8 protein-coding genes and 1 rRNA gene are annotated in these 13,324 nt (G+C 41.5%); 7 read left to right on the plus strand and 2 right to left on the minus strand.

The genetic code is table 11. The annotated features are described in order from the left end of the window. Window positions 1-3 precede the first annotated feature (3 nt). Window positions 4-115, plus strand: a 5S ribosomal RNA gene (gene rrf / locus B7P33_RS12345). 402 nt (window positions 116-517) lie between these two features. Here the strand turns inward: rrf and B7P33_RS12350 are convergent. Both B7P33_RS12350 and B7P33_RS12355 read right to left on the minus strand, forming a co-directional pair. Continuing rightward, entirely contained in the window at window positions 518-1,240 is a 723-nt protein-coding gene (locus B7P33_RS12350) for a LytR/AlgR family response regulator transcription factor (RefSeq protein ID WP_097442337.1), read from the minus strand. A gap of 1 nt (window position 1,241) precedes the next feature. After that, entirely contained in the window at window positions 1,242-2,141 is a 900-nt protein-coding gene (locus B7P33_RS12355; RefSeq protein WP_245871788.1) for a sensor histidine kinase, read from the minus strand. A 312-nt stretch (window positions 2,142-2,453) separates the two neighbouring features. Here B7P33_RS12355 and B7P33_RS12360 point away from each other — a divergent pair, with 312 nt between their 5' ends. Genes B7P33_RS12360 through B7P33_RS12385 form a run of 6 tightly spaced genes read left to right on the plus strand, consistent with a single transcriptional unit; the run spans window position 2,454 to window position 13,321 of the window. Continuing rightward, on the plus strand, window positions 2,454-4,727 hold the full coding sequence (locus tag B7P33_RS12360) for a GH92 family glycosyl hydrolase (RefSeq protein ID WP_097442339.1): 2,274 nt from the start codon (window positions 2,454-2,456) through the stop codon (window positions 4,725-4,727). A gap of 12 nt (window positions 4,728-4,739) precedes the next feature. Next, window positions 4,740-6,617, plus strand: coding sequence for a sodium:solute symporter family protein (locus tag B7P33_RS12365; RefSeq protein ID WP_097442340.1), 1,878 nt, complete (start codon window positions 4,740-4,742; stop codon window positions 6,615-6,617). A 37-nt stretch (window positions 6,618-6,654) separates the two neighbouring features. Then, window positions 6,655-7,623, plus strand: coding sequence for a glycoside hydrolase family 130 protein (locus tag B7P33_RS12370; protein WP_097442952.1), 969 nt, complete (start codon window positions 6,655-6,657; stop codon window positions 7,621-7,623). Window position 7,624: 1 nt separating this feature from the next. Next, the gene (locus tag B7P33_RS12375; protein WP_097442341.1) at window positions 7,625-8,674 is read left to right on the plus strand and encodes a carbohydrate-binding family 9-like protein; all 1,050 of its coding nucleotides are present in this window, start codon (window positions 7,625-7,627) and stop codon (window positions 8,672-8,674) included. Window positions 8,675-8,698: 24 nt separating this feature from the next. Continuing rightward, window positions 8,699-10,996 (plus strand): GH92 family glycosyl hydrolase, encoded by a 2,298-nt coding sequence (locus tag B7P33_RS12380; RefSeq protein WP_097442342.1) that lies wholly within the window; start codon window positions 8,699-8,701, stop codon window positions 10,994-10,996. 3 nt (window positions 10,997-10,999) lie between these two features. Continuing rightward, complete coding sequence (locus tag B7P33_RS12385; protein ID WP_097442343.1) at window positions 11,000-13,321, plus strand: glycoside hydrolase family 20 protein; 2,322 nt, start codon at window positions 11,000-11,002, stop codon at window positions 13,319-13,321. Window positions 13,322-13,324 lie beyond the last annotated feature (3 nt).

Below are 13,324 nucleotides of genomic sequence, written 5' to 3' on the forward strand. Positions count from 1 at the left end.
GCCTAAGGTGGCCATTGCGGTGGGGCCCACCCCTTTCCATACCGAACAGGGAAGTTAAGCCCACCAGCGCCGATGGTACTGCTACACCAAGTGGAAGAGTAGGTCGCCGCCTTTCTTTGAAACCCCCGACTAACGTTGGGGGTTTTTTTATGGGCCAATATTACAAAAGGTCTTTCCCTCAGAAATATTCCAAACAAAGGTGTAAGTCTAAACACGCTTTATCGTCTTATCGCAGATAGAACAAGATGATTTATGAAGTTTGCTTTTTTTCTGACCCCTTTACTAATGTTGTTTTCTTATAGCAATAATCTATAATTTATGACACCTTAAAAAGGCTAGTGGGTTGAGTTAAATCCGTAATTATTACGCGGAACAATTTTTAATGCCTGTCATTGTAGCAAAACACAACATACTTTAGTCGAGCCCAATAACTTACAAGTATATAATAAATGGTAGTAATAAGCCATAAAAAAACCTTCCCGAGGGAAGGCTTTTAAATACAACGCCATTATTTTTTTTAGTACAAACCGATATTATCCCTTAAAATGGCCTGTTTTACATCGGCAACATAACTTCGGCCTATGGGGTACCGAATGGCACCTATTTCCACACTATTCCCTTCTACCGTTTCCACTTTATCCATAGCAATGGTAAATGATCTATGAATTCGTATAAATTTATCGGAAGGCAAACTATCGGTAAAGCTACCTAGGGTTTGGTGTATGATATGTTTGTCGTTTTCGGTGTTGATCTTGATATAATCCTTTAAACTCTCCACAACAAGAATTTCATCTAAATACACCTTCTTAAGTTTCTTTTTGTCAACTTTCACAAAAATATAGGCCCTTTCATTGTGTTCATGGGTATTCTGAAACTGAAGATTCTTTAATTTAAAAACCCGATTGGTGGCCATTATAAAACGGGGTAACGAAATGGGTTTAACCAAATAATCCAGTACTTCCAGCTCATAACTTTCTACCGCAAATTCTTCATGGGCCGTAGTTATTACAACTAAGGGTTTGTTATCTAAACTTCGCAGTAGGCTAAGGCCGTCCAACACCGCCATATTAATATCCAAAAACAACAAATCGGGTTGATTTTGTCGCAAATAATCAAGGGCTTTTAGGGCATTATTAAAGGTTTCGACAACCTCTAGGCCCTCTATTTGCTCAGAATAATTCTTAAGCACATTAACCGCTAAGGGTTCGTCATCTACGATTACACATTTAATCCGGTTCATCTTATACTTTTAATTTAAGCTCAACCACATATAGCTGACCTTCATCCTTTATGGATAATTCGTACTCATCTTCTTCGTAGCCCAAAGCCAATCTTTTCTTTGCATTTGGGATCCCAATACCACCGATTTCCTTTTTGATTTTCTTCTTACTTGTATCGGAAGGAATAGGGTTGGAAACCCTAAAGTAAAGAAAATCTTCAATAATCTTAAACTCTATATTAATTTCTATATCCTCAACGTTTTTGTCGGCTCCGTGCTTAAATGCATTTTCTATAAAGGATAACAATAACATAGGTGCAATCGATTTATTTCGTATATCTCCAGATATATCCATATTTACAACCAAAGAATCGCCATAACGAATCCGTTCCAAGTCAAGATAATTCTGTATACAAACAACTTCATTCACCAACGACTGTCGTTTTTCTTTGGTTTGATACAACAAATACCGCATTAACTCGGACAATTTTAAAATGGTTTTCGGTGCCTTGGGCGATTTTTCAAGCGCCAAAGAATAAATGTTGTTTAACGTATTGAAGAAAAAATGTGGTGAAACTTGGGTACGTAAGAACCTTAATTCTGTTTCTAGTTGTAATTTTTCTAAATCCGCCAAACGTTTGTTCTCTTTAATCCAGTCGAAGGTAAGTTTTATGGCTGTTGCAAAGGTTATCACATACAATTCCCCAATCATCATATCCATGGCATAATTGAAAGTGATAGATTCGATTACCTCTGGCCCTTCTGGCCATACGTTGGTGTTTACCAAATAATAATACAAGAAATACTTAACATAGAGCATTACAATTAAACTGGTAATCACCAAAAATGTATACGTCCAATATTTGCGCTTATACACAAAAAGTGGCATTAACACATAAATATTCAGGTAACATAACGTCATATGAATAGGAAATCCAATCAAATTACTTTTAAAAGAATACACGTAATCATGGAAATAACTACCCCATCTCAAGGTGTTAAAAAGGAAATAGATGCTCCAGAATATGATATGATGTTTTAATGTAATACCACTTTGATATTCTGAAGTTAGTGATAATCTATTTTTTGTGTCGTTCATAGGCTATTCTCGACCCACATTCATTTAGCATTCAAAAGCAGCTGTTGGTCTAATTTTGTTAGCAAAGACTCCAAAAATATAAATATTCATTCTTCCAAACCATATTTAACCGACCAACACTACTAAATCCGATTAATGTCAGAACGCTTTAATTATATCTTATTTGGGCTGTTTTTAGTCTTACTAGGCTGTTCTCCAAATAAAAATGACCAAAACACTACCAAAGGTTCTTTGCAAACCGATGTTATGTCTTGGGTAGATCCGTTTATCGGTACCGGAGGGCATGGTCATACCTACCCAGGGGCCACAGTTCCGTTTGGTATGATCCAATTAAGTCCGGATAATGGAACGGCGGCATGGGATTGGTGTTCTGGTTATCATTTTACAGACTCAATAATTGCAGGTTTTAGTCATTTGCATTTAAGCGGAACCGGTATTGGTGATTTATACGATATTCGAATATCTCCGGTAAACCGAAATGTAGATTTATCGAATCTGGCAAACAATCGGGATAGTTTGGATTACGTGTCTAGGTTTTCCCATGAGACCGAGCAGGCAAGTCCGGGCTATTACAAGGTACGTTTGGAAGATTTCGGTATAGACGTTGAACTTACCGCAGGTAAACGAACCGGTCTACATAAATACACCTTTACCGAAGATCAAATGCAGTCCGTTGTAATGGATCTTGGTTTCTCCATCAATTGGGATAGCCCGACCTCGACAAAAATCAGATTAAAGGATAAGTATACCGTAGTAGGCCATAGACATTCTACAGGTTGGGCCAAAAACCAAAAATTGTTCTATGCCATTAAGTTTTCCAAATCCATTGCGGGATATGACTTATGGAACGAGGGCAAAATGCTCGAAGGGGTTTCTGAAACGATGGGGAACCATACCGCGGTACAATTGTTTTTCAACAGTTTAAAGAAAAGACAATTGAAGGTTAGGGTAGCGGTATCTTCGGTTAGTGAGGCCAATGCCTTGGCCAATTTGGCCAGCGAATCCAATAATTTCAATTTCAAGGCCACTAAAAATGCGGCTATTGGGAATTGGAACGATCATTTGGAACAGATACAATTGGAAAGCGAATCGGAAGATGATAAAACCATCTTTTATTCGGCACTTTACCATTCACATTTGGCTCCCACTTTATTTTCCGATGTAAATTCAGAATTCCGCTTAGAAAACGACACCATTACCAAGGCCCATTGGGGAAATGCGTATTCGACACTTTCTTTATGGGATACCTTTAGGGCTGAAAAACCGTTATTGGGTCTTTTGCACCCAAAAAGGTTAGCCGACATTGCCAACTCTATGTTGGCCTATTACCAAGTGAATAAGACTTTACCGGTTTGGACCCTATATGGTAACGAGACCAATACGATGACCGGTTATCACGGGGTTCCTGTAATAGCGGAGGCCATTTTAAAGGATGTCGAAGGCATTGATGCCGAATTAGCCTATGAGGCCATGAAAAATACCATGACAGGAACCGCCAGGGGTTTAGGACCTTATGACGAGTACGGCTACATTCCATTCGAGTCTATGGACGAGTCGGTTACCATTACTTTGGAATTGGCCTATGACGATTGGTGTTTTGCCCAGGTCGCTAAAAAATTAGGAAAAACTGAAGACGCCGCATATTTTGGCAACCGGGCACAAGCCTACCAAAAATTGTTCGATACGAAAACTGGTTTTATGCGGGCCAAATCTCTAGATGGAAAAACTTGGCGTATTCCATTCGACCCAAAATTTTCGGCCCATAGGGTACATGCCGATTATACCGAAGGTAATGCCTGGCAGCATAGTTGGTTCGTACCACATGATGTGGAAAACTTAATTTCACTACATGGTGGTCCGGAGATGTTTACGAATAAACTGGAACAACTATTTACCGAAGACTCCGAAATAACTGGTGATAATGTATCCGTTGATATTTCGGGACTGATTGGGCAATATGCCCATGGAAACGAACCCAGTCACCATATTGCTTATATGTTCAATAAAGCGGGAAAACCTTGGCGAACGCAATACTGGGTAAATCAAATCTTAAGAAGCCAATACCAAAATACCCCCGATGGGCTAAGCGGTAATGAAGACTGTGGTCAAATGTCGGCTTGGTATATTTTTAGTGCCCTAGGCATATATCCGCTTAACCCTTCCTCTACGACTTATGAAATCGGAAGTCCCTTGTTCCCAGTAGCCAAGGTCAAGGTAGGCGATAAAAACTATTTTGAAATAAGGGCCAATGATGTAAATAATGACAATATTTACATTCAATCGGCAAAACTAAATGGAAAACCATTAAATCGTACCTATATTACCCACCAAGAAGTTGTGAATGGAGGGGAATTGGTTTTTCAAATGGGCCCCAAACCTAATAGAGATTGGGGCAATAACGCTTTATAACAAATACTACAAATGCACAGTATAGATATAGCCATAATTGCCATTTATGTTATTTTAACCCTCGCCGTAGGGATTTGGGTTTCCAAAAAAGCTTCAAAAGGATTAAAATCTTATTTCTTGGGAGGGAATGACATCAAATGGTATTTCTTGGGATTGAGCAACGGTTCCGGAATGTTCGATGTATCTGGTACGGCATGGATGGTGGCCCTGTTGTTTTTGTATGGTGTAAAGAGTTTTATGTGGATGTGGATGTGGCCGATATGGAACCAGATTTTCATCATGATCTTTTTGGCTGTTTGGATAAGAAGGTCAAACATTATGACCGGTTCCGAATGGATAACCACCCGTTTTGGCGACGATAGGGCAGGAAGGGCCTCCCATTTGATCGTAGCCATTTTTGCGGTGGTTTCAGTAATTGGGTTCATTGCGTATTTCTTTGAAGGCGTAGGAAAGTTTATGACCATAATCTTACCATGGGATTTTACTTTCGCAATTGGGGAGGCTACCATATTTACCTCCGAGCAATCCTATGCCCTCTTATTGATTCTTTTGACCACCATCTATACCATTAAAGGAGGTATGTTCTCTGTGGTGGCCACTGAAGTTTTACAATACGGTATCATGGTTATTGCAGGGATTTTGGTCGCCGGGTATACCTTTATCCATATTTCCGATATCCAAATAGAGCAAGTGATTTCCGATGAGTGGAAAAACCTCTTTTTTAGTTGGGAGCTCAACACCCATTGGGAAGGGAAATATGACGCCTTCAACAAACTAATAGACGAACAGGGTTACAAAATGTTCGGGGCCTTGATCGGTATGTCTTTGTTCAAAGGTTTTTTCGCCAGTGTGGCCGGTCCTACACCTAGTTATGACCTGCAACGGATCCTTTCCACCAAATCGGTTAAGGAAGCGGCCTATATGAGTGGCTTTACGAATTTGATATTGTTCATACCGCGTTATTTATTGATAGGCGGAATCGTGGTACTTGGTTTGGTGTATTTGGCCCCTCAATTAAATTCCTATGAAGGCCTAGATTTCAGTTACCTCGAAACCTTATTGGCCCAAGTAATCAATTTTCATGTTCCTGTAGGTGTCAAAGGTTTGTTGCTTGCTGGATTATTGGCTGCATTCATGTCCACCTTTTCTGCTTTTGTTAACTCAGGACCCGCCTATATCGTTAACGATATCTATAAAAAATATTATAAACCGAAAGCCGAACCTAAACATTATATTAAAGCTAGCCATATCGCTTCGTTTGCGGTAGTGTTCCTCGGGGTGGTCATGGGCTTTTTTACCGATTCGATCAACACCATTACCCTTTGGATAACAAGTTCCTTAATGGGAGGCTATGTAGCGGCCAATTTCTTAAAATGGGTATGGTGGCGCTTTAATGGATGGGGCTATTTCTGGGGTATGTTAGCCGGATTGATTGTGGCAACATTGCAATTTATTATGGACAGTAATAAGTCTAGTTTTGAGCCCGATACTTGGTTGTATGAGCTATCGCACATCCATGCGATTTATCTTTTCCCTATCATTTTTGGGGTTTCCATGTTGGGCTCTATTTTGGGCACCTATTTGAGTAAACCCACTGACATGGGGGTATTAAAGGAGTTTTACGGGAGCGTAAGGCCTTGGGGCTTCTGGAAACCCGTGGCCCAGGCCCTTAGGGCGGAAAACCCTGATTTTACCGAAAACAAAGGGTTCTGGAACGATATGATGAATTGTGGTATTGGTATGATCTGGCAATCTAGTATGATCGTACTACCTATTTACTTACTTATCCGGGATTACCCCAAAATGTGGATATCGTTAACGGTATTCCTGATAACCACCATTATTTTAAAATATACATGGTTGGATAAGACCAGAAAGATTACGGATTAAAATTTAAGTTCCAAATACGAAGATGAAGCAAGATTCCATGAAAACCGACATTCCATGGCAAGATAGGCCAGAAGGAAACCATGATATAATGTGGCGATTCGATCAAAACCCCATAATCGGTCGTTACGACATTCCCACGTCCAACAGCATTTTCAATAGTGCTGTTGTTCCTTTTAAAGACGGATATGCGGGAGTATTCCGCTGCGATAATAAAGCGGTGCAAATGAATATTTTTGCCGGCTTTAGTAAAGATGCCGTGCATTGGGATATTGAACACAATCCCATTGCCATGCAAGCCGGTAACACCCAAATGATCCACTCGGATTATAAATACGACCCCAGGGTGGTTTTTATAGAGGACCGATACTGGATTACCTGGTGTAATGGCTATCATGGCCCATCGATTGGAATCGGATACACCTACGATTTCCAAGAGTTTTTTCAATGTGAAAATGCGTTCTTACCATTCAACAGGAATGGGGTATTGTTCCCTCGAAAAATTAACGGCAAATATGCCATGCTAAGCCGTCCCAGTGATAATGGGCACACCCCTTTCGGGGATATTTGGGTAAGCTATAGCCCAGATATGAAATATTGGGGCGAACACCGTTGTGTGATGAAACCTTCACCCTTCGAAGATAGTGCCTGGCAATGTACCAAAATAGGTGCAGGCCCAATCCCTATAGAGACCGAAGAAGGCTGGTTAATGATCTATCATGGCGTAATAAACACTTGTAATGGCTTCCGCTATGCCATGGGATCCGCTTTATTGGATTTAGTAAATCCGGATAAAGTGTTATTTAGGACCCAACCTTATTTATTAGGTCCTGCGGTAGATTACGAGATGATTGGCGATGTACCTAATGTGGTATTCCCATGTGCAGCCTTACACGATTTTGAAAAAGATCGTATTGCCGTGTATTACGGGGCCGCAGACACCTCGGTAGCTTTGGCATTTGGCCATATCTCAGAGATTATCGCATTCACCAAACAAAACAGCCTTTAAGATGAAATGGACTTGGATCCTCTTCTTTGCCGTTCTAATAGGTGCCCAGGCACAAGAACCCCCGCGTACCCATATTGCCTATTATACCAAAACCCCGATTGTTGTTGATGGTATGGACAACGACCGGGCTTGGGGCAAGGTAGATTGGTCGGACTCTTTTATCGATATTGAAGGCGTTAAAACCCCTACCTACGACACCAAGGTTAAAATGCTGTGGGACGATAACTACTATTACATTTTTGCCAAGATTGAAGAACCTCATGTTTGGGCTACATTAAAAGATCATGACGCCATCATGTTCCATAACAACGACTTTGAGGTGTTTATTGACCCTAATGGAAATACCCATGGCTACTATGAGCTTGAGTTCAATGCTTTGAACACCCTTTGGGACCTTTTTGTGGTTAAACCCTATAGGGACCAAGGCAACGAAACACTCAACGAATGGGAAGCATTAGGCATAAAATCTGCCGTGAATGTTGAAGGTACACTGAATAACCCAAAAGATAAAGATACCGGTTGGACCATCGAAATCGCTATCCCCTTTAAGTCATTACGCACCAACTATTTCCATCTCGACCCACCTAAAGACCGCTTTTGGCGCGTAAACTTTTCTAGGGTCAATTGGGATTTTGATTTAGATGATAATAGATATGCTCGCAAGAAGGGTGACGATGGAAACCTATTACATGAATACAACTGGGTTTGGTCTCCCCAAGGGGTAATCAGTATGCATCAGCCTGAAACGTGGGGCTATGTATATTTCTCCTCCAAAAAAGCGGGGCAGAAAGCCAGTTTTGTGATTCCGCAAGACGATTGGATCAAATGGAAAATGTATGCCGTTTACCGTGCCCAGCGCGATCATTTCAAAAAGAACAGGGAGTGGCTAACTAAAGAGGTAGCCTTGCCTGAAAGCGAAATGGAAATAAACGGGAACAAGGTTAAATTTTCAATAGAATACCACCAAACCGGTTGGAATCTTTCGACGATAAGCCCATTTACAAATAGGGCACTGATATTAACCCATACCGGTAAGTTTATAAAAAGGTAATTCAGTTCAAAATAGCATGCGCCTATGTGGCATAGAAGTAAAAAAATATGGCTTCATTCCTTTTTTACCCTAGTAAAGGGTGGTGCGTTGCTCATATACCTTTTCCTGTTCTCATGTAACGAAAAAACATCAAAACCGCAAGGGCATAGGGAAAAGCGAACTTCCTATGTAAACACCTTTATCGGTACCGATGGGCCAGGTAATACCTATCCCGGGGCTACCGTGCCTTTTGGTATGGTGCAATTAAGCCCAGATATTGGTATTCCGGGCTGGGATCGCATTGCCGGCTATTATTATCCCGATAGCATCATCAGTGGTTTTTCACATACCCATTTAACAGGTACCGGAGCAGGAGATTTATATGATATCTTGGTAATGCCACTGAATTCAAAATCGAATAAAAGGATTACCGAAAATAATGGTTTACCGTATTCGCGTTATTTACATGAGCAAGAAAGTGCCTCCCCGGGCTATTACCAAGTAAAGCTACTCGATTTCGACATCAATGCCGAAATGACTGCTACGGATAGGGTAGGCGTACATCGTTACACTTTTCCAAAAGATAGCTTATCACAGATTCGGATTGACTTGGGTTATGCCTTAAACTGGGACAAGGCTACCGATACCCATATCAAAGTGGTAGATAACCAAACCTTGGAAGGCTATCGAATGTCTACAGGTTGGGCCAAAGACCAACGTGTCTATTTCGTAATGCGTTTTTCAGAACCCTTCAGCTCCTATACCCTTATGGAAAATGGAGACCAAGTTACGGAATCAGCCAAGGGTACTGCAACAAACATGGTCTTAAACTATCCGAATTACGAAGGGGAATTGGTCATAAAGACCGCCTTGGCCACTTCGAACATTGCTGGGGCCCGTAAGGCTATGGAAAATGAAGCCCCACATTTTAATTTTGACGATTATCGCACCCAAGCCGACTCAAAATGGGAAATGGAATTGGATAAAATCCATATCGTAGATAGTAACCTGACCAACAAACGTATTTTCTATAGCATGCTATACCAAAGTATGCTGGCACCTACCTTATTGAGTGATACGGAGGGCCATTACAAGGGCGCCAATGGAAAGGTCGAAAAAGCGGAAGGTTTTGATCGATACGATACTTTTTCATTATGGGATACCTATCGTGCGGCCCATCCACTTTATACTTTAACCCAAACGGACCGTGTACCTGATTTTATCAACTCATTGCTTGCCCATTACAAAGAAACCGGTTTACTGCCTGTATGGTCCATGCAGGGCAACGAGACCAATATGATGATTGGTTACCATAGTGTACCTGTTATTATCGACGCTTATTTTAAAGGAATACAAGGGGTTGATTATAACCTAGCTTTTGAAGCTTGCAAAGCTTCCGCCATGGTACAAGAACGGCAAATAGACAGCTACATGGAATTGGGTTTTATTCCGGTTGATGAACACCACGAAAACTGGTCGGTTTCCAAAACCTTGGAATATTCCTATGACGATTGGTGTATCGCCCAATTGGCCCAGGCCTTGGGAAAAAACGAAGATTATAACTATTTCATCTCCCGGTCTGAAAATTGGAGAAATCTATACGACCCAGAGACGGGATTTTTTAGACCGAAAGACCCTAAGGGTGTATTCATTGAAGCTTTCGACCCTTTCGAATACACTCCCTATTTCTGTGAAAGTAATGCGTGGCAATATTTCTTTTCGGTTCAGCACGATATTGAAGGCTTACGGAAACAAATGGGCGGACCTAAAGAGCTGGAACGTCAACTGGATGCCATGTTCACTACCGAACCCAGACCGGGCGATAAACTACCCATTTTTAGCACGGGTATGTATGGCCAATACGCCCACGGTAATGAACCCAGTCATCACGTAGCCTATTTGTATAATTTTACCGATGCGCCCTGGAAGACCCAAAAATGGGTGCGTACTATTTTGAAAGATCAATACAAAGATGCACCCAATGGCCATTGTGGTAACGAAGATTGTGGTCAAATGTCTTCTTGGTATATTTTTAGTGCTTTAGGGTTTTATCCGGTTAATCCGGCCCAAGGTGTCTATGCCATTGGAAGCCCATTGTTTAAAGAAGCATCCTTGAAATTGTCCAACGGTAAAATATTTAAGATAACCGTCTTGAACAATAGTGATAAAGCCCCCTACATCCAATCGATACGATTAAACGGCCAGCCTTTGAAAAGGCTGTATTTAACCCATAATGAAATCGTTAAAGGTGGCGAACTTGAGTTTATTATGGGTGAAAAACCCAATACCACTGTTAAATGGGAAACCATGTATAGTACCAACCAACCTGTTAAAAAACCCTAACCAATGAAAAAAGTTTTTATTCTTATATCCCTTATAGTCTCCGGCATTCTGATTATTTCCTGTGCCGGTGATAACAACAAGACTTTTACTACAGCTGACATCAACATAATTCCCATGCCCAATCAAATCGATATGGGGCAAGGAAGTTTTTCCTTATCCAAGGGCAATATTATAGCCGTTTCCGATGCCTCATTGAATCAGTTGGCCCAAAATATGGCGCAAAAACTTAAAGAACTTACAGCGCTTGAATTTAAATCTGGAAGTAACCAAAACGATGTCGGTATTCAGTTGGTTTTAGACGAAACCTTAAATTCGGAAGAAGGATACGATCTTCAAGTCAGTCAACAAGGGATTAGTATAAAGGCCAAGAGCACGGCAGGAATCCAACATGCTGCCCAGACCCTATACCAATTATTACATCCGATAAAAGATGGGAATCAGATAAAATGGGTCGTACCCTCGGTAACCATATCAGATGCCCCACGCTTTGAATATCGGGGCCTAATGCTTGACGTTTCAAGGCATTTTTTCGACAAGGCCTTCGTATTGAAAACCTTGGACGCCATGGCCATGCACAAATTGAACACCTTGCATTTACACCTGATCGATGATCAAGGGTGGCGTATCGAGATTAAAAAATACCCAAAACTCACTGAAGTAGGCGCTTGGCGAAACAATCGGGAAGACCGGCATTGGAATGATAGGAAAGAAGCCACCACCGATAACGAAAAAAAATATGGCGGATATTATACCCAGGAAGATTTAAAAGAAATAGTAGCCCATGCCCGATCATTGAATATTGAGGTTATTCCCGAAATTGAGATGCCGGCACATGTTATGAGCGCCATTGCCTCATATCCCGAACTGTCCTGTAAAGGCAATGCCATTGTTGTACCTTCGGGTGGGGTTTGGCCCATTACCGATATCTATTGTGCAGGAAAAGAAAACACCTTTGAGTTTTTGGAAGACGTTTTGGATGAAGTCGTCGCCATTTTCCCTTCCAAATATATCCATATCGGTGGTGACGAGGCTACCAAGACCAACTGGGAAAGCTGTCCACATTGTAAAAAACGTATGCGGGACGAAAATCTACATGATGTAGAAGAACTCCAAAGTTATTTTGTAAAACGCATGGAGCGTTATATCAATGCAAAAGGTAAAAAACTGATCGGCTGGGACGAAATCCTTGAAGGGGGCCTGGCCCCGGACGCTACGGTTATGAGCTGGCGAGGTACCAAGGGTGGGGTAGAGGCGGCCAAACAAGGCCACGATGTGATCATGACCCCGACCGGGCATTGTTATTTCGATTATTACCAAGGTCCACAAGAATTGGAACCCCTGGCCATTGGGGGTTATTTACCATTGAGTAAAGTATATACCTTTAATCCGGTCGTCGAGGGAATGAGCGAAGAAGAAGCGGCCCACGTATTAGGGGGGCAAGCGAATTTATGGACTGAATATATCCCAACACCTTCGCATGCCGAGTATATGTTGTTTCCCAGGTTGGCCGCTTTATCGGAAGCCGTATGGACTCAACCTTCCCGAAAAGACTGGGCTAGTTTTTCCAATCGTTTACCGAATATGTTTACCCGTTACGAATCGGCCGGGCTTAACTATGCCAAGAGCAGTCAATTGGTTCGAATGGGAAGTACGATAGATTTGGACTCCAAAGCACTCCAAATTACTCTGGAAACCGAATTCCCAAATTCCAATATCCGCTATGCCTTGAATAATGGGGATATCGAAAATGAGGGTAAACCTTATAACGGACCTTTGAACATTACCGAAAGCGCGAAAATTAAGGCCGCTGTATTCCAAGATGGTAAACCTGTTTACAAAGTCACTGAAAAGGACGTGGTTTTCCATAAGGCCGTGGGAAAAACGGTAAACTATATCATCCCTAATCACGAAAAATATGGCGGAAGTGGGGAAACGACCCTAACCGATGTAATTCGTGGTAGCGCTAATTTTGGCGATGGCAAGTGGCAGGCGTGGCTAGACCAAGATATGGAAGTGGTCATTGATTTAGGTGAGGTAACGGAACTCAAAAGTATTAGTGTGGGCTGTCTAGAAAACCAGGGTCCGGACATCTATTTTCCGATTAAAGTCGAAGCCCAGCTGTCTTCTGATGGAAAACATTACGATAGGGTAGGTACTATAAGTAGGCCATTCGAAAGAAATGCGGAAATCAATAGGCGAGATTTCAACATAGATTTTACCCCAACGCAAGGAAGATACATTAAGGTTAAGGCCTTTAATATGAAACAAAATCCACGTCCTGGTCGTGGGGTATGGTTGTTTGTTGATGAAATACAAGTAAATTAATCG

It is taken from the genome of Sediminicola luteus, assembly GCF_002514735.1.
Lineage (GTDB): Bacteria > Bacteroidota > Bacteroidia > Flavobacteriales > Flavobacteriaceae > HQA918.